We start from the raw sequence: 17,127 nt of genomic DNA, 5'->3' as shown, positions 1-17,127 counted from the left end.
CAAGGCGCCCGGCCCTTCAGGATGAACGGGTTCAGACTGTCGAAACCACCGATCTCTCCGAAGGTCGCACGCCCCCCGGAACGAGCTTCAAAATTGGTGTAAGGAAGAGCCGTAAAGCCCTGAGATAATTCTGGTTCACCGTGCATCGCGATACCATGGGATTCCCCCTCGCCAGCCCCTGCGCGGGGGGCTTGGACCGTTATGGCAAGAACCGTGAAAAGCGCGATGGCAGCGTGTCTTACAACTGTCACTGAATCTGCCGCGAAAACCCCCTTGCCGAAACGGGTAACTTTGCGTATCTTGATCTCACTGCTCGATAGGTTTCTTGCCTGTATGAAACCTGCCTCAACACCTGACGCGCCCCCTTCGTGGGGCGCTTTTTTTTGGCTCTGCGTCCTGCCCGCCGCGCTGCTCGCCTCGGTCATCCCGGGAATTCACTCTCGCATTTTTGCATTGCAACATTATGCTGGCCGCCGCATCTCAGCAGCGGCCGCCCGGCAGGGTGGCCCGGAAGGCGAGCCAAGGTAAAGGGGCAATGGACATGACGCTCAACGGCAAGGTCGCGGTGGTCACCGGATCGAATTCCGGCATCGGGCTGGGGATTGCCCAGGTCCTGGCAGAGCGCGGCGCGAAGGTCGTGATCAACTCGTTCACCGACCGGCCGGAAGACCACCAGCTCGCCGCCCAGATCGCCACGGACACTGGCTCGGAGGTCACCTACGTCGCCGCCGACATGTCCAGCGGAGATGACTGCCGCGCGCTGGTCGAGAAGGCCAAGGCGCGCTTTGGCTCGGTCGACATCCTGGTCAACAACGCCGGCATCCAGCATGTCGAGCGGATCGAGGACTTCCCCCCCGAGAAGTGGGACGCGATCATCGCGATCAATCTCAACTCGGCCTTCCATACCTCGGCTGCCGCCCTTCCGATGATGCGCGCGGCCGGCTGGGGCCGCATCGTCAACATTGCCTCGGCCCATGGCCTCACTGCCTCGCCCTTCAAGTCGGCCTATGTCGCGGCCAAGCATGGCGTCGTCGGCCTTTCGAAGGTCACGGCGCTCGAGACCGCCGGCGAGGGCATCACCTGCAACGCGATCTGCCCGGGCTACGTCCTGACCCCGCTGGTCGAGGCTCAGATCCCCGACCAGATGAAGACCCACAACATGGACCGCGAGACCGTGATCCGCGAGGTGATGCTCGCGCGCCAACCCTCGCGCCAGTTCGCGACGACCGACCAGATCGGCGGCACCGTGGCGTTCCTGTGCTCGGAGGACGCGGCCCAGATCACCGGCACCACCATCTCGGTCGACGGCGGCTGGACGGCGCTCTGAGCGGTCAGCTCCAGCCCGACAGGACCTCGCCGACCTCGACCCCGCGCGGCGGGCCCGAGGCGATGACGTCGCCAAAGCGCGGAGCCGGACCCGGCATTGGCGGGATACCCCCGATGGTCGCGCGATCGGCGATATGGGGGTGGGCCGCCGCCTCGCCGAGGGCGAGCACCGGCGTCACGCAGGCATCGCTGCCGGCGAAGCGCGCGGCCCAGGCGTCGCGATCGCGGGTCGCGAACCGCTCGGCCAGTGCCTCGGCAAGCTCCGGCCAGCGCGCGCGTTCGGCCTGGTCCCAGGTATCGGGGTCGAGCCCGACCCCCTCCATCATCGCGCGGAAGAACTGCGGCTCGATCGCGCCCACCGCGACATAGCCACCGCAGGCGCAGGCGTAGCAGCGGTAGAACGGCGCGGCCCCGTCCAGCAGGTTGTCGCCGCGGCGGTCGCGCCACACGCCCGAAGCGGTCCAGGCGTAGATGAAGGCCATCTGGCTTGCGGCGCCGTCGACCATCGCCGCATCGACGACCGGGCCGCGTCCGGTGCGCGCAGCCTCGATCAGGCCGCCCAGCATGCCCAGCGCGGCCAGCATGCCCCCGCCACCGAAATCGCCAACGAGGTTGAGTGGCGGCACCGGAGGCCTCTCGGGTTCGCCGATCGCGTGCAGCGCCCCGGTGAGCGCGATGTAGTTGATGTCGTGGCCCGCCGTCTGAGCCAGCGGGCCGCCCTGCCCCCAGCCGGTCACCCGAACGTAGCAAAGGCGCGGGTTCGCCGCCTGCGCCTCGGCAGGCCCCAGGCCCAGACGTTCCATCACGCCGGGCCTGAGCCCCTCGATCAGCCCGTCGGCGCGTGCGGCGAGCGAGAGCGCAGCCGCGCGCCCCTCATCGGCCTTCAGATCAAGCGTGACGATGCGCTTGCCCCGGTCCATGGCCGCCGCACCCGTGTCCTCGATCAGCGGCCCGCGCGCGGCCGAGGGCCGGGCGATCTTGACCACGTCCGCCCCCATGTCGGCCAGCAGCATCCCGGCATAGGGTGCCGGCCCGATGCCTTCGAACTCGATGATGCGGTTGCCCGCCAGCGGTGCTGCCATGGCGCTCGCCCCCCCTCGTGATTTTCAACCAGAGTGTCGGCGTGCATCCGCGCTTGCAAGCGCCAGCCCCTGTTGCGCCCGCTGGCCGCGCGTATAGGCTTGGCGCGCAAGAGCAGGATGGGGGCACGGATGATCCGGCCGGGACCGCGGAACTCGATCACTGATGTTGCCGGCCTCGCCGTCGGCAACGCCGAAGACCGCACCCTTCTCACCGGCGTCACGGCGGTCATCCCCGCAACGCCAGCCGTTGCCGCCATCGACGTGCGCGGCGGCGGCCCCGGCACGCGTGAGAGCGACGCGCTCGGCCCGCTCGGCACGGTCGAGGTCGTGCATGGCATCGCGCTTTCGGGCGGCTCGGCCTATGGGCTCGATGCCGCCGGCGGCGTGATGGACTGGCTGCGCAGCCAGGCGCGCGGCTTTGCCGTGGGCGACGCGCGGGTCCCAATCGTGCCGGGCGCGATCATCTTCGATCTGGCGACCGGCGGCCCGAAGAGCTGGGAGACGCCGCCATGGTGGCGCCTCGGCCGCGCCGCGGCCGAAGCCGCGGCTGCCGATTTCGCGCTCGGAAATGCCGGGGCGGGCCTTGGCGCCAGGGCTGGTGGGTTGAAGGGCGGGCTCGGCACCGCCTCGTTCGTGGCGGATGGCGTGACGGTGGGCGCATTGGCCGTGGCAAATCCGCTCGGATCGGTCGTCATGCCGGGCACGCGCGCGCCCTGGGCCTGGTGGCTCGAGCAGGCAGGCGAATGGGGCGGTGTCACCCCGCCCTCCGGCGCACCTTCCACGCTCGAGCACGCTTTCTCGGGCGGGGCGCGCGCGAACACGACGCTCGCGGTGGTGGCGACCGACGCGCGCCTCACGCGGGCCGAGGCGGGCCGCATTGCCACGATGGCCCATGACGGCTTCGCCCGCGCGATCCGCCCCGTTCACGCGCCGCTCGACGGGGACACGGTGTTCGTGCTCGCGACCGGCAGCGCAGGGCCGCCAGGCGACCTTGCCGCGCTCTCGCGGCTTGGTATGCTGGCGGCTGACTGCGTAGCGCGCGCCATCACGCGCGGCGTGGTCGAGGCCGAGCCGCTCGCGGGGCTGCCCGCCTGGCGTAACCTCCCGGGTTGAGGCGTTCGCGCGTCAGTCGTGCTCTTCCGGACCCAAACCCTTCACTCGCGCTCGATCAGCGTGATCGAGCTTTGCGCCCCGCTGGCAGCGTCGAAGGCGCGCAGGCGTTCGACGCCCTCGGCGTCGCGGGTCGCGATCAGGACGCGGCCGCCGCCCTGCCCCATCGCCACGATCATCTCGCCCGCCGGCAGCACCAGCCGCTCGGCCGCGATCGGTGGCGCCGCAGCGGGTCCCAGCGCGCCAAGCCGGATGACAAGCGTCGCGGCAACCGTTACCACCCCAGCGATGAGAACGAAGATCAGGGCGCTGACCATCAGCCTCAGGCGCCGCACAGGCGCGGGCTCGGGCAGTTCCTCCTCGGGGTCGTAGCGGCGGGCATCGGACATGGACGATCCTCTCGACGACGATCTGCCGGTACCGGCCGAAGCATCCGGCACGGGCGGGCAGATCCACGACCTTACCATCCCGGACGACGCCGATGGCCTGCGCCTGGACAAGGCCCTGGCCGAGGCTGCCGCCGGCATCGCGGGGCTGTCGCGCTCGCGGCTTGCGGACGCGATCGCGGCCGGACGCGTGACCGACCCGAGCGGCGCGACCGTCACCGCGCCGCGCGCGAAAGTCAAGGCGGGCGCGATCTACCGCGTCACCCTGCCCGAACCGGCGCCCGCCCGGCCCGAGCCCGAGGACATTCCGCTGGTCGTGGTCCACGAGGACGCGGACCTGATCGTCATCGACAAGCCCGCCGGCATGGTGGTCCACCCCGCACCGGGGGCCGAGCGCGGCACGCTGGTCAATGCGCTGCTCGCCCATTGCGGCGGCAGTCTCGCGGGGATCGGCGGCGAGCGGCGGCCCGGCATCGTGCATCGCATCGACAAGGACACCTCCGGCCTCCTGGTCGCTGCCAAGACCGAGGCGGCCATGGCCGGCCTGGCCGCGCTGTTCGCCACCCACGACATCGAGCGCGAATACCGCGCGATCCTCTGGGGCATGCCTGACCGGGCCGAGCCGCGCCTTGCGGGGCTTCCGGGCGTGAGCTTCGAGGATGGCTGGATCCGAGTCGAGGCAGCCCTTGCCCGCCACCCGGTCGACCGCAAGCGCATGGCGGTCGCGCGTTCGGGCGGCCGCCACGCGGTGACGCGGCTCAGGCTGGACGAGGGCTTCGGCGCGCCGCCCTTCGCCAGCCTCGCGACCTTCCGGCTCGAGACCGGGCGCACCCACCAGATCCGCGTCCACGCCGCGCATATTGGCCACCCTCTGGTCGGCGATCCGGTGTATGGCCGGCCGAGGCGGCTTTCGCCCGACCGAGTCGACGAGGGAACCCGTGCCGCGCTTGCAGCGTTTCCACGTCAGGCGCTTCACGCGACGCGGCTTGGCTTCCAACACCCGGTTACGGGCGCATATCTTGACTTCGAGAGCCCGATTCCTTCGGACATGAACACGCTTTTGTGTCTTTTGCGCCGGAATCCGTCACACGCGCGTTGATAGGATAGGCACGCGGGACGGGGATATTATATCTCGCCGACCGCAGACCCCGCGCGCCTGGACAAGAACAAGAGAGAGAGGGATCAATGAGCAGCACCTATTCGGCGCTTCCCGCGCCCTCGCCGGAACAGGGAATGAGCCGGTATCTTGCCGAGATCCGCAAGTTCCCCATGCTGGACCCGGACGAGGAATTCATGCTGGCCAAGGCCTGGGTCGATCACGGCGACCGCGAGGCCGCGCACAAGCTCGTCACCTCGCATCTGCGCCTCGCGGCGAAGATCGCGATGGGCTATCGCGGCTATGGGCTACCCACGGCCGAGGTCGTGTCCGAGGCGAATGTCGGGCTGATGCAGGCGGTAAAGCGCTTCGACCCGGACAAGGGCTTCCGGCTCGCCACCTATGCGATGTGGTGGATCCGCGCCTCGATCCAGGAATACATCCTGCGGTCGTGGTCGATGGTGAAGCTCGGCACCACCGCGGCGCAGAAGAAGCTTTTCTTCAACCTTCGCAAGGCGAAGGGCAAGATCGGCGCCCTGGAAGAGGGCGACATGCGGCCCGAGCATGTGAAGAAGATCGCGACCGACCTTGGCGTGTCCGAGGACGAGGTCATCTCGATGAACCGCCGCCTCTCGGGCGGTGGCGACAGCTCGCTCAACACCTCGATCAAGGGTGACGGCGAGGGCACCACCGAATGGCAGGACTGGCTGGCCGACGAGGACGCCGACCAGGCGGCGCAGTATGCCGAGACGCAGGAGATGGACGCCCGCCGCGAGCTCCTGATGGAGGCGCTCGAGGCTCTGAACGAGCGCGAGCGCCATATCCTGACCGAGCGTCGGCTGAAGGACGAGCCGGTCACCCTTGAAGACCTCTCCAAGGTCTACGATGTGAGCCGCGAACGCATCCGTCAGATCGAGGTGCGCGCCTTCGAGAAGCTGCAAAAGCGCATGCGCGAACTGGCGACGAGCAAGGGCCTTGTCCCCGCCGCCGACTGAGCTCGCCGCCCCGCTTTATCAGCGGACAGACCGAACCGAACAAGGCCCTGGCGCGCAACGCCGGGGCCTTCTTCATCCTGATCCTCGAGCCGGTCAGCCGGCCGGTGCGGTGCAACCCCTGATGTCGGCCGCGACGTCGCCGGCAAAGACGCTGATGCGCAGATTGCCACGCCCGACCCACGCTGACGGGTCGCCCAGCGACAACTTGGCATGGACTTCGATCTCGGCCCCCTGCGCGGCGATCTCGGTTCCGTGGAACCAGCTGTCGGCGGGTCCTTCGAGGACCACGACCGGATCCGGCAATGCCTGCACGAACGTCAGCCGCGCCTCGAAGGCACGATCAGCGCCCGCGCCGGTCAGCCGGCAAACCGCCGAGACAAGCCCCTGCCCCTCGCCGGGCCCCGGAACGGCGGCCCGTGCCGCCGCGATCAGCGCCGCGCCGTCGCCAACCTCGGCGACAGGGATGTCGCGCACGACGCGCGTCTCCTCGAGCACGCAGATATCCGAGCACACCCCGAGGGCAAGCTTCAGGTCCAGGCCGATGGGCGCCAACGGGTCTACCGGATGGATGCGCAGCGGCAGCACGACCTCGCGTGCATATCCCAGCGTGCGCATCCCGAAGCTCTCGAAGCTCAGCGGTCGCGGCCAGTCGATCTCGATATCCGCGATGTTGGTCGACCCCGCCCAGTCGAACGAGGGCGGGATGCCGGCCTCGCCCGGATTGCGCCAATAGGTCTTCCACCCCTTCGACATGTTCAGGACGAGCCCCGCCTCGCGCACGCCGGACGCGCTCCGCGGGCCGACGGCAAGGTCGGCACGGAGGAAGGATTCTCCGCTCGACACGAGGGCTTGCGCCTGCACCGTGCGGGCAGGCAACGCCGCCACCAGCGCGGTCGCGAGGATGCCAAAGGCGGTGGTCCAGTCGAGTATCGCTTTCATGCCTCCTAAATAGTCGCGGGGGCATGAAATGAACATAGCATCTGCGTTATTACGCGTGTGCCTGGTCCACGCGCCCCCATGCCGCCTTGCCCTTGCCCAGATGCGGGTCCACATTTGAGGGATGAGCCAGACACGCGAGAACGATGGCGGCATGGAAGGCGGCCCCGGGCACGATCCGGGGGTGGCTCAGTTTCTTGACGGCCAGATCCTGATCGCCATGCCCTCGATGCGCGACCCCCGGTTCGAGCGCAGCCTCGTCTATCTCTGCGCCCATTCGGCCGAGGGGGCGATGGGCATCGTCATCAATCGCGAAGCGGGTGAGCTGACGCTCTCGGATCTTTTCGGGACGCTCGAGATCCCGATCGGGGCCGCGCTGCGCGCCGTCCACGTGCGCTATGGCGGCCCGGTCGAGCCCGGCAGGGGTTTTGTCCTGCATTCCTCCGACTACGAAAGCCCCGAGGCAACGATGCAGGTCGACGAGGAGATCTCGATGACCGCGACGCTCGACATCCTGCATGCCATGGGCGCGGGGCATGGCCCGCGCGACGCGATCGTGGCGCTCGGCTATGCCGGCTGGGCACCGGGCCAGCTCGAGGACGAGCTGCGCAACAATGGCTGGCTGACCTGCAACGCCGACCGCGAGCTCCTGTTCGGCGACGAGCAGGCTCCGAAATGGGAACGCGCGCTGGCCAAGCTCGGCATCAGCGCCTCGATGCTGGTGTCGCCCGGCGGCTCGGCCTGAGGCCAGCCCGGATCCGGACGACGGGGCGCGTTCACCGCGCCATGTCGTCCACCCTGCCCCGCCGATCGGACCGCAGCGATGCATAGAGGACGTGGTTGCGCCACCGCCCGTCGATCTGCAGATAAGCCTGCGCCACGCCCTCATACTTGAACTGGCAGCGCTCCAGCAGCCGCCGAGACGCCGCGTTGTCGGGCAGGCAGGCGGCCTCCAGGCGCGAGAGATCCATCTCCGCGAAGGCATGCTCGCGCAAGGCGCCCAGCGCTTCGGTCATGTAGCCCGCACGCGCGAATTGCTCGCCGATCCAGTAGCCGAGCGTCCCCGCCTGCGCCGGCTCGCGCCGGATGTTCGAAAGCGTGAGCCCGCCCAGAACCGCGCCGTCCTCGGTTCGGATCAGGAACAGCGGCAGCGCGTCGCCCTGCTTGATCGCGCGCTCGGCCCAGATCACGCGGTTTCGGAACGAGCGCGAGCTGAGGTGGTCGCGGGCCCAGGCCGGCTCCCATGGCTGCAGGAACCCCCGGCTCTGGCGCCGCAGCTGCGCCCATTCCGGATAGTCGACCATCTGCGGCGCGCGCAGCAGCAGCCGCGCGGTCTCGATCTCGGGCAGCCTGTTGCGGGGGCGACGCAGAAACATCGGCCTCAGGCGGCGAGGCGCCGCGCCAGCTCGGCCGCAGGCCGCGCACCCGACACGGGACCGTAAAGTGCCACCGCGGGCGCTGCCGAATGAGTGAAATCCGCGACAGCGGCACGCGCCGCGGCGACATCGACACGCTCGACGCGGGCGACGGTCTCGTCGACCGGGATCGCCCGGCCCCAGATCGATACCTGCGTGGCCAGCCGCTCGGCCCGGGCCGAGGCGCTTTCCAGCCCCATCACCAGCCCCGCGCGGGTCTGCGCACGGGCGCGCGCCACCTCGGCCGCCGAGAGGTCCTCGATCGCGCGGTGCAGCTCGTCCACCGTCAGGTCCACCAGCCCGCCGATCGCCTCGGCACCGCTTCCGGCATAGACGGTCAGCATTCCCGAATCCGCCCAGCCCGCACACTGAGCAAAGATCGTGTAGCAAAGGCCGCGCTTCTCGCGCGCCTCCTGGAACAGGCGCGAGGACATGCCGCCCCCCAGCGCCGTCGCGGCGATCTGTGCGGCGTAATAGCGCTCGTCGCGATAGCTTGGCGACGACAGCGCCAGCGCGAAATGCGCTTGCTCGAGGTTCTTTTTCACCCGCCGCTCGCCGCCGCGGAAGGCGGCGGGCTCGGGCAGCGGCTCGGCCCCGGGGGTCATGTCGCCGAACAGGCCCTCGGCCAGGCGCAGGATCGCGGCGTGATCGACGGCGCCGGCCGCCGCCAGGATCATCCGCTCGGGCCGGTAGTGCTCGGCGATGAAGCCCGCCAGGTCGGCCCTTCCGAACCGTCTGACCTCGGACGCGGGCCCCAGGATCGAGCGGCCCATCGCCTGCTCGGGGAATGCGACCTCCTGCAGCCAGTCGAAGATGATGTCGTCGGGGGTGTCCAGCGCCTGCCCGATCTCCTGCAGCACCACCCCGCGCTCGAGCTCGATGTCGGCCTCGGCCAGCTTCGGCTCGCGCAGGATGTCGGCAAGGATGTCCAGGGCCAGCGGCACGTCGCCCGGCAGAACCCGGGCGTAATAGGCGGTGCGCTCGCGCGAGGTATAGGCGTTGAGATACCCGCCCACGTCCTCGATCGCCTCGGCGATGTCGAGCGCAGAGCGCCGCGCCGTCCCCTTGAACGCCATGTGCTCGAGGAAGTGGGCGATACCGTTCTGGTCCGCGCGCTCGTGACGGGTTCCGGCGTCGATCCAGATGCCGATGCTGGCCGAGCCGAAGCCCGGCATCACCTCGGTGGCGACGCGAAACCCGTTCGAGAGGCGCGAGATCTCGATCGTCATTGGCGACGCTCCCGGACCACGGCCTCGATCCGCTCGAGATCGTTGGGCACGACGCTCACACGCTCGGGCCGCTCGTAGAGATCGGCCATCCGCGCGGGCAGCGCCGGGCGCACACCGCAGGCGGCTTCGACGGCATCGGGGAACTTGGCGGCATGGGCGGTACCCAGCGTGACCATCGGAACCTCGGCCTCGCCGCGCGCTCGATCGGCCGCCACCACGCCGATGGCGGTGTGCGGGTCCAGCACAAGGCCCGTGTCGCGATGCATGCGCGCGATCAGCGCCATCGTCGTGTCCTTGTCCGAGCGCGCCGAGGCAAACCCCTCGCGCAGCTGCGCCACCGCGCCCTGCGGCAGCGCGAAGCGTCCCGTCGCCTTCAACTCGTCCATCGCCGCCGTCACCGACGCACCATCCTCGCCATACAACTCGAACAGGAGCCGCTCGAAATTCGAGCTCACCTGAATGTCCATAGACGGCGCGATCGTCGCAACCACGCCGCGGCTTTCGTAGACGCCGCTCTCCAGCGTCCGGTGCAGGATATCATTCTCGTTGGTGGCAATCACAAGCGTATCGACCGGCAATCCCATGCGGCGCGCGATGTGGCCCGCGAAGATATCGCCGAAATTGCCCGTCGGCACCGAGAAGCTGACCCGTCGTCCGGGCGCGCCCAGGCTGACCGCGGCGGTGAAGTAGTAGACCGCCTGCGCGAGCACTCGCGCCCAGTTGATCGAGTTGACGGCCGCCAGCCCCACCTCGTCGCGGAAGGCGAAGTCGTTGAACATCGCCTTCACAAGCGCCTGGCAGTCGTCGAAAGTGCCTTCCACGGCCAGTGCGTGCACGTTGCCCTCGACCGGGGTGGTCATCTGGCGGCGCTGCACCTCGGACACCCGGCCATGCGGGTAGAGGATCACCACGTCCACGGTATCGAGCCCGCGGAACGCCTCGATCGCCGCCGAGCCCGTGTCACCGCTGGTCGCGCCGACGATGGTCACCCGCTCGCCGCGCCGCCCCAGAACCGCCTGGAACATCTGGCCGATGAGCTGCATGGCCACGTCCTTGAAAGCCAGCGTCGGGCCGTGATGCAGCTCCATGATCCAGTCGTTCGGGCCGATCTGGACCAGCGGGCAGCGGGCCGGGTGCGGAAAGCTGGCATAGGCCCGCGCGATGATCTCGCGGAAGGCGCTGTCGGTGAAGCAGTCACCGATGAACGGGCGCATGACCCGGAACGCCACTTCCTCGTAGCTCAGCCCCGCCAGCGCCGCGATCTCGGCGGGCGCCATGTGCGGCACCTGCTCGGGGACGTAGAGCCCCCCGTCGCGCGCAAGGCCGGTCAGCATCGCCGCCTCGAAATCGAGCGCCGGCGCCTGGCCTCGGGTCGAAATGTAACGCATCGGATGGCTCCCCTCGTTCCTGTCGCGCGTCATACAGCAGCGCGCGAGGGGGGACAATGTCCATGCCGGATGCGGCGTACGGCGTCGCGTTTCACCCGTCTTTCGAGGCCGCCAGCTCACGCCTCAGCCAGACGCCCGCCATCACCGCCCAGACCAGCGCCAGCGATCCCCAGGTGATGGCGTAGTTGAGGTGGCTGTTCGGCAGATCCACTGTCAGAGGCATGGGCTGCGGCCACGCCCCGCCCACCGCCGTCGGCGTCTCCGACACGACCAGAACGGGCTCGGTCCCGAAGATTCGCGCCATGGCCGCCAGATCGCGCGCGACCCAGACGTTGTCGCGGGCGCCGAAGGGCGGGTCCGCGGTCTCGTCGGGAAAGCGCAGCGCACCCGTCAGCGTCAGATCCTCGGCCGGCGCGGGCGTGGGCCGCACGGCGCGGCCATCCTCGTTCTTGAGCGATGCCGGCAGGAAACCCCGGTCCACCATCACGTGCCGCCCGTCGCTGGTCGCGAAAGGCTGGATGATCCGGTAGCCGGGCTCGCGCTCGCGCGTCGTCAGGAAGGGCGCGTCGGCGAAGCCATGGCCGCCGGGCGCGTCGTCGAATCGCCCCGTGATCCGCACGCGCAGAAACTCGTCAGCTGCGTCCGGTCCCGCGGGCAGCGCCACCGGTTCGCTCGAGAGCCGCGCCTCGAGCGTGTCGATCAGCGCCTCCTTCCAGGTCATCCGCTGGATCTGCCAGACGCAAAGACCGATGAGAATCGCGACCCCGCTCACGCCGATCACGATCGGGGCGAATATGCCGCGGTGGCTTCGGGTCATGCGCAACGCTCCGTCTCCAAAACGAAACCGCCGCCCGGGGTGCGGGCGGCGGCCAGGTCCATGTCCCGCGCTGAGGCTCAGCCGCCCCAGATGTAGACGCAGGCGAAGAGGAACAGCCAGACGACGTCGACGAAGTGCCAGTACCAGGCGGCCGCCTCGAAGCCGACATGCTGCTCGGGCGTGAAAGCCCCGGCCCGGGCGCGCATCAGGCAGACGAAGAGGAAGATCGTCCCGACGACGACGTGGAAGCCGTGGAAGCCCGTCGCCATGAAGAAGTTCGCGCCGTAGATGTTACCGCTGAAGCTGAAGGCCGCGTGGCTGTACTCGTAGGCTTGGAACATCGTGAAGAGCGCGCCGAGCAGGACGGTCGCCAGCAGGCCATAGATCAGCGCGGGCCGCTTGCCCTCGAGCAGCGCATGGTGTGCCCAGGTCACCGTGGTGCCCGACAGCAGCAGGATCAGCGTGTTGATCAGCGGCAGGTGCCACGGGTCGAAGGTCACGATCCCCACGGGCGGCCAGACGCCGTCGGGGGCGTCGGCGGTCGCGATGGTGCCGAAATCGCCCGTCATCGGGAAGATCGCGTGCTTGAAGAACGACCAGAACCACGCCGAGAAGAACATCACCTCCGAGATGATGAACAGGATCATCCCGTAGCGCAGGCCGATACGCACGACCGGAGTGTGGTCGCCGGCATTGGCCTCGGCGATGACGTCGCGCCACCAGACATACATCGTGTAGAGGACGACGGCGAGGCCGAGGAGCGCGATGGCGGGCGTGCCGCCCTTCATGAACACGACCATGCCGGCCAGCATGGTGAACGCGCCGACCGCGCCCATGAAGGGCCAGGGGCTTGGCGGCAGGATATGGTAGTCGTGGTTTTTCTCGTGGGCCATGGCCTCTCCCTCCAATGCGCCGTCAGTTCCGCCCGGCGGACGCGGCGGCGCCACCCGGTTCCGTGTCGAGCCGGGCCTGCTGCTCGGGCTCGGTCTCTGTCTCGTAGAAGGTGTAGGACAGCGTGATCGTGTGCACGCGGTCGGTCTCGGGGTCCTGCAAGATGTCGGGGTCGACGTAGAACGTCACCGGCATCATGACCCGCTCGCCGGGCTGAAGCGTCTGCTCGGTGAAGCAGAAGCAGTCGATCTTGGTGAAATACGCGCCGGCCGCGAACGGCGTCACGTTGAACGTCGCGGTCCCGGTGATCGGGTGGTCGGTCGGGTTGTGCGCCTCGTAGAAGGCCAGCCCGGTCTCGCCGATCCTGATTTCCATCGGCGGCGTCGCGGGCCGAAACTCCCACGGCATGCCGCGATTGGTCGAGCCGTCGAAGCGCACCGTGACCGTCTGGTCCAGCACCTCGACGTCGGTGCCTGCCGCCGCCACCTGCGTCGTGCCGGCAAAGCCCGTCACGCGGCAGAACCAGTCGTAGAACGGCACGGCGGCATAGGCCATGCCAAGCATGCCGAACACCACGCCGACCAGCGGCACGGCTTTCTTCCAAAGCCGCTTCTCGCCGTTTCCGCTTCGTCTCATGTCGAGCTTCGTCATCTCAGCCCCACGGGTTGCCTGCGTGGGTACCCATCTTAACGACGGTCACCCAGAAGAGGAGGAACACGAAGGCAACAAGCACCGCAAGCACCCCAAGGTTCCGCCCGCGCCGGCGCCTGTGCAGCTCGTGGTCCTCTCGCATCGCCACCGCTCCCCTCAGAACCACACTGGCCAGGCAAGGGGCCCGACCGCGGCGCGCAGGGCAAAATCGGCGATGAAGGCACCGAAAATCGCGAAGAGATAGAGGATCGAAACGCCGAAAAGCTTCTTCTCGGCGCGGAACCGGTCGGCCTCGGCCGAGGCAGCATCGCGCCGGCTCACGGTCCAGGCGCGGCGCAGGAAGTCGGCCGTCGCCAGCACCGACACCGCCAGATAGATCGGCCCGCCAGCCACCGTGAACGCCGGCGCAACCGCCACCGGGGCGAGCAGCAGCGAGTAGATCCAGATCTGGCGCCGCGTCTCGGCGTCGCCGGCCACCACCGGCAGCATCGGCACCGAAACTTTCGCGTAGTCCGCGCGCCGCCACAGGGCCAACGCCCAGAAATGCGGCGGCGTCCAGAGGAAGATCACCAGGAACATCAGGACCGGCGCGAGCGTGACCTCGCCCGTCACCGCCGCCCAGGCGATCATCGGCGGGAACGCGCCCGCCGCGCCGCCGATCACGATGTTCTGCGGCGTCGCGCGCTTGAGCCACATCGTGTAGATCACGGCGTAGAAGAAGATCGTGAAGGCCAGCAGCGCCGCCGCCAAAGGATTGGCGAACAGGCCCAGCATCGTCACCGACAGGATCGACAATCCAAGCCCCAGGGCCAGCGCCTCGCCGGGCTCGACCTGCCCCGTGGGCACGGGGCGGCCCTTGGTGCGCGCCATCTCGGCGTCGATGTCGGCGTCATACCACATGTTCAGCGCACCCGAGGCGCCCGCGCCGACCGCGATGCAGACCAGCGCGGCGAAGGCCTCGACGGGATGGACGACCGAGGGCGCGGCCAGCATCCCGGCCAGCGCCGTGAAGACCACGAGCGACATGACGCGCGGCTTGAGCAGGCGCACATAGTCCCCAAAGCCCGGCTCGGCGGCCCCGGCGCGTGCGGTGAGATCGGGAGCGATGTCGGTCACGCAGTCACCATCTCTCGGCGGATCGGTCACGGCGCCCCCGCATGGGGCGCGCTCGGCGCCGGGCCATCGCGCTCAGCGGCGCGCGGCCCGGCATCGGTTCAGTTCGCGGCGTTGGCGACCTTGGTCGCGCCGTCGCGCGCCGCGGTCTGCTCGAGCACCCAGGCGTCGTAGTCCTCCTGGCTCACGACCTCGACCACGATCGGCATGTACGAGTGGTCCTTGCCGCACAGCTCCGAGCACTGGCCGAAGAATGTGCCGAGCTGCTCGGCGCGGAACCAGGTCTCGTTGGTGCGCCCGGGGACGGCGTCGATCTTCACGCCGAAGGCCGGCACCGCCCACGCATGGATCACGTCCGAGCCGGTCACCAGCACGTGCACGTTCTGGTTCACCGGCACGACCAGACGGGTATCGGTCGCCAGCAGGAACTCGTCGTCGGTGTAGCCCGCATCGGCCAGCTCGGCGCGGATCTCGTCGGTCAGGTGGGCATTGCCGCCGCCGATCATGAAGGCATCCATGCTGATGTCCTGGTCCGGGTACTCGTAGCTCCAGAACCACTGATTGCCGGTCGCCTTGATCGTCAGGTAGGGCTCGGGCACGTCGAGCTGGTTGAACAGCAGCTTCAGCGACGGCACGGCGATGACGAAGAGGATGACCACCGGGATAGCCGTCCACACCACCTCGAGCACGGCGTTGTGGGTGAAGCGCTCGGGGTTGGGATTGGCCTTGGCGTTGTACTTCATCACCACGGCGACCAGCAGGCCCAGGACGAACAGCACGATCAGGGTGATGATCACCAGAAGCATGTCGTCGAGCCAGTGGATGTCTTCCGCCACCGGCGTCGCGGCGACCTGGAATCCGGTTCCCAGCGGCACCGGCTTGCCCGTCACGATTTCCTGCGCCTGCGCCAGCCCCGCGGACGCTGTCATCAGCGCCGACATAGCGAACGCGGAGATCCTTGCCATCTGCATCATGCCTTCCCCGTCGAGATGCCCAGTTCTCAGGGCAAAGCTAGGGCCGCGGGTGTGCCGCTCAAGCTCCCGTACCTTGCCGTTGTGCCTCTATCACCATATTGACCGTAAGAGGGCAAGCGGATGCTGCGCGGCAAGACGCCGCTTTTTGATTTCGATCAAGGCTTGCTGTCGTCACAACCAAACGCTGGAGCGCCCATGTCTGCCCCCGAATCCCCCTTCCGGCCCTTCGAGACGCATCTCGACGAGGCCCGCGCCCTCGCGGTCCTGCGCGAGGCCGTCGCGGGGGCCGATGACGGCGAGCTTTTTCTCGAGCGCTCGCGCTCGGAGATGCTGGTCTTCGACGACGGGCGGCTGCGCACCGCGTCCTACGATTCGGGCGAAGGCTTCGGGCTGAGGGCCGTGGCCGGCCCGACAGCGGGCTACGCCCATTCCACCGAGCTGAGCGAAGCCGCGCTGCGCCGCGCCGCCCAGACCGCCCGGCTCGCCGCCCGCGAGGGCGGCGGCACGCTTGCAGACTCGCCCTCGCGCACCAACCGCGTTCTTTACCCCGCCGCCGACCCGGTGGGCGAACGCCCGCTCGCCGAGAAGATCGGGCTGCTCGCCGAGATCGACGACTGGCTCAGGGCACGCGATCCGCGCGTGGTGCAGGTCACGGCCGCCCTCTCGGCCAGCGTGCAGGAGATCGAGATCCTACGCCCCGATGGCTGGCGCGCCCGCGACCACCGCCCGCTGGCCCGGCTCAACATCTCGGTGATCGTCGAGGGCGACGGCCGCCGCGAATCCGGCAGCGCGGGCGCCGGCGGCCGCCACGGACTCGACGCGCTCCTGTCCACCGCGAACTGGCAGAGCATGGCGAGCGAGGCGCTGCGCCAGGCGCTGATCAACCTCGAGGCCCGCGATGCGCCCGCCGGCGTCATGGAGGTCGCGCTTGGCCCTGGCTGGCCCGGCATCCTGCTGCACGAGGCCGTGGGTCACGGGCTCGAGGGTGACTTCAACCGCAAGGGCACCTCGGCCTTCTCGTCGCTCATGGGCAAGCGCGTGGCCGCGCCCGGCGTGACGGTGGTCGACGACGGCACCATCCCCGACCGGCGCGGCTCGATCACCATCGACGACGAGGGCACGCCCTCGGGGCGCACGGCGCTGATCGAGGACGGCATCCTCACCGGCTACATGCAGGACCGGCAGAACGCCCGCCTGATGGGGGTCGCCCCCACCGGAAACGGGCGCCGTCAGTCCTATGCCCACATCCCCATGCCGCGGATGACCAACACCGTCATGCTCGGCGGCGACGCCACGCCCGTCGAGATCGTGGCCAGCGTCAAGGACGGCATCTACGCCGTCAATTTCGGCGGCGGGCAGGTCGACATCACCAACGGCAAGTTCGTGTTCTCCTGCACCGAGGCCTATCGCGTGAAGAACGGCAAGGTCCTGCACCCGGTGAAGGGCGCGACCCTGATCGGCGACGGTCCGACCGCGCTCCACAAGGTGCGCGCCATCGGCAACGACATGGCGATGGACCCCGGGATCGGCACCTGCGGCAAGAACGGCCAGGGCGTGCCGGTCGGCGTGGGCCAGCCGACCTTGCTGATCGAGGGGCTGACCGTGGGCGGCGCCGGCGGCTGATCAACGCGCCGCCCCGCGCGGCCCGCGTCACGCCGACGACCATGATCCATGTCATGCAGGGGCGTCGGGAAGGCTGGCTATACTGCGGGGCGAGA

At 69.1% G+C, this 17,127-nt stretch carries 18 protein-coding genes; 6 read left to right on the top strand and 12 right to left on the bottom strand.

All coding sequences use genetic code 11. From position 1 onward, the window contains the following. The first annotated feature begins 541 nt into the window (after positions 1 to 541). The gene (locus tag H0I76_RS01910) at positions 542 to 1,327 is read left to right on the top strand and encodes a 3-hydroxybutyrate dehydrogenase (RefSeq protein WP_200606261.1); all 786 of its coding nucleotides are present in this window, start codon (positions 542 to 544) and stop codon (positions 1,325 to 1,327) included. Positions 1,328 to 1,331: 4 nt separating this feature from the next. Here the strand turns inward: H0I76_RS01910 and H0I76_RS01905 are convergent, their stop codons facing one another. Next, positions 1,332 to 2,408 carry a CaiB/BaiF CoA transferase family protein gene (locus H0I76_RS01905; RefSeq protein ID WP_200606259.1) on the bottom strand — a complete coding sequence of 359 codons (1,077 nt, stop codon included), beginning with the start codon at positions 2,406 to 2,408 and terminating at the stop codon, positions 1,332 to 1,334. 129 nt (positions 2,409 to 2,537) lie between these two features. On the opposite strand from H0I76_RS01905, the gene H0I76_RS01900 reads away from it, so the two are divergent. Next, positions 2,538 to 3,521 (top strand): P1 family peptidase, encoded by a 984-nt coding sequence (locus H0I76_RS01900; protein WP_234455048.1) that lies wholly within the window; start codon positions 2,538 to 2,540, stop codon positions 3,519 to 3,521. Between the two features lie 41 nt (positions 3,522 to 3,562). On the opposite strand, the gene H0I76_RS01895 is transcribed toward H0I76_RS01900, so the two are convergent. Then, positions 3,563 to 3,907 (bottom strand): DUF6476 family protein, encoded by a 345-nt coding sequence (locus tag H0I76_RS01895; protein ID WP_200606258.1) that lies wholly within the window; start codon positions 3,905 to 3,907, stop codon positions 3,563 to 3,565. On the opposite strand from H0I76_RS01895, the gene H0I76_RS01890 reads away from it, so the two are divergent. Both H0I76_RS01890 and rpoH read left to right on the top strand, forming a co-directional pair. Next, a complete protein-coding gene (locus tag H0I76_RS01890) occupies positions 3,906 to 5,003 on the top strand; it encodes an RluA family pseudouridine synthase (RefSeq protein WP_200606257.1) in 1,098 nt (365 codons plus the stop codon). The two genes, H0I76_RS01895 and H0I76_RS01890, sit on opposite strands and share 2 nt — an antisense overlap. An 86-nt stretch (positions 5,004 to 5,089) precedes the next feature. Continuing rightward, complete coding sequence (rpoH, locus tag H0I76_RS01885; protein ID WP_200606256.1) at positions 5,090 to 5,995, top strand: RNA polymerase sigma factor RpoH; 906 nt, start codon at positions 5,090 to 5,092, stop codon at positions 5,993 to 5,995. A 93-nt stretch (positions 5,996 to 6,088) separates the two neighbouring features. Here the strand turns inward: rpoH and H0I76_RS01880 are convergent, their stop codons facing one another. Continuing rightward, a complete protein-coding gene (locus H0I76_RS01880; RefSeq protein WP_200606255.1) occupies positions 6,089 to 6,934 on the bottom strand; it encodes a protein-disulfide reductase DsbD domain-containing protein in 846 nt (281 codons plus the stop codon). A gap of 121 nt (positions 6,935 to 7,055) precedes the next feature. Here H0I76_RS01880 and H0I76_RS01875 point away from each other — a divergent pair, with 121 nt between their 5' ends. Then, a complete protein-coding gene (locus H0I76_RS01875) occupies positions 7,056 to 7,676 on the top strand; it encodes a YqgE/AlgH family protein (protein ID WP_234455047.1) in 621 nt (206 codons plus the stop codon). Between the two features lie 31 nt (positions 7,677 to 7,707). On the opposite strand, the gene H0I76_RS01870 is transcribed toward H0I76_RS01875, so the two are convergent. From H0I76_RS01870 to coxB, 9 genes are all read right to left on the bottom strand, one after another. After that, a complete protein-coding gene (locus H0I76_RS01870; RefSeq protein WP_200606254.1) occupies positions 7,708 to 8,307 on the bottom strand; it encodes a GNAT family N-acetyltransferase in 600 nt (199 codons plus the stop codon). A 5-nt stretch (positions 8,308 to 8,312) separates the two neighbouring features. Further along, the gene (locus H0I76_RS01865; RefSeq protein ID WP_200606253.1) at positions 8,313 to 9,575 is read right to left on the bottom strand and encodes a M16 family metallopeptidase; all 1,263 of its coding nucleotides are present in this window, start codon (positions 9,573 to 9,575) and stop codon (positions 8,313 to 8,315) included. Next, complete coding sequence (gene thrC / locus H0I76_RS01860) at positions 9,572 to 10,963, bottom strand: threonine synthase (protein WP_200606252.1); 1,392 nt, start codon at positions 10,961 to 10,963, stop codon at positions 9,572 to 9,574. The genes H0I76_RS01865 and thrC overlap by 4 nt, the downstream gene beginning before the upstream one ends. A gap of 91 nt (positions 10,964 to 11,054) precedes the next feature. Next, positions 11,055 to 11,780 (bottom strand): SURF1 family protein, encoded by a 726-nt coding sequence (locus tag H0I76_RS01855; protein ID WP_200606250.1) that lies wholly within the window; start codon positions 11,778 to 11,780, stop codon positions 11,055 to 11,057. Between the two features lie 77 nt (positions 11,781 to 11,857). Continuing rightward, a complete protein-coding gene (locus H0I76_RS01850) occupies positions 11,858 to 12,673 on the bottom strand; it encodes a cytochrome c oxidase subunit 3 (RefSeq protein WP_200606247.1) in 816 nt (271 codons plus the stop codon). A gap of 22 nt (positions 12,674 to 12,695) precedes the next feature. Next, positions 12,696 to 13,307 carry a cytochrome c oxidase assembly protein gene (locus H0I76_RS01845; protein ID WP_200606246.1) on the bottom strand — a complete coding sequence of 204 codons (612 nt, stop codon included), beginning with the start codon at positions 13,305 to 13,307 and terminating at the stop codon, positions 12,696 to 12,698. A 16-nt stretch (positions 13,308 to 13,323) separates the two neighbouring features. Further along, the gene (locus tag H0I76_RS01840) at positions 13,324 to 13,464 is read right to left on the bottom strand and encodes a hypothetical protein (protein WP_200606244.1); all 141 of its coding nucleotides are present in this window, start codon (positions 13,462 to 13,464) and stop codon (positions 13,324 to 13,326) included. Positions 13,465 to 13,478: 14 nt separating this feature from the next. After that, positions 13,479 to 14,438 carry a heme o synthase gene (locus H0I76_RS01835; protein ID WP_200606236.1) on the bottom strand — a complete coding sequence of 320 codons (960 nt, stop codon included), beginning with the start codon at positions 14,436 to 14,438 and terminating at the stop codon, positions 13,479 to 13,481. Positions 14,439 to 14,536: 98 nt separating this feature from the next. After that, the gene (gene coxB / locus H0I76_RS01830) at positions 14,537 to 15,400 is read right to left on the bottom strand and encodes a cytochrome c oxidase subunit II (RefSeq protein ID WP_234455046.1); all 864 of its coding nucleotides are present in this window, start codon (positions 15,398 to 15,400) and stop codon (positions 14,537 to 14,539) included. A gap of 204 nt (positions 15,401 to 15,604) precedes the next feature. Here coxB and tldD point away from each other — a divergent pair, with 204 nt between their 5' ends. Further along, complete coding sequence (tldD, locus tag H0I76_RS01825) at positions 15,605 to 17,032, top strand: metalloprotease TldD (protein WP_200606232.1); 1,428 nt, start codon at positions 15,605 to 15,607, stop codon at positions 17,030 to 17,032. The last annotated feature ends 95 nt before the right edge of the window (positions 17,033 to 17,127 follow it).

The sequence above is a fragment of the Thermohalobaculum xanthum genome (assembly GCF_016623495.1).
Lineage (GTDB): Bacteria > Pseudomonadota > Alphaproteobacteria > Rhodobacterales > Rhodobacteraceae > Thermohalobaculum > Thermohalobaculum xanthum.
This window is presented reverse-complemented; position numbering and strand designations above follow the sequence as displayed.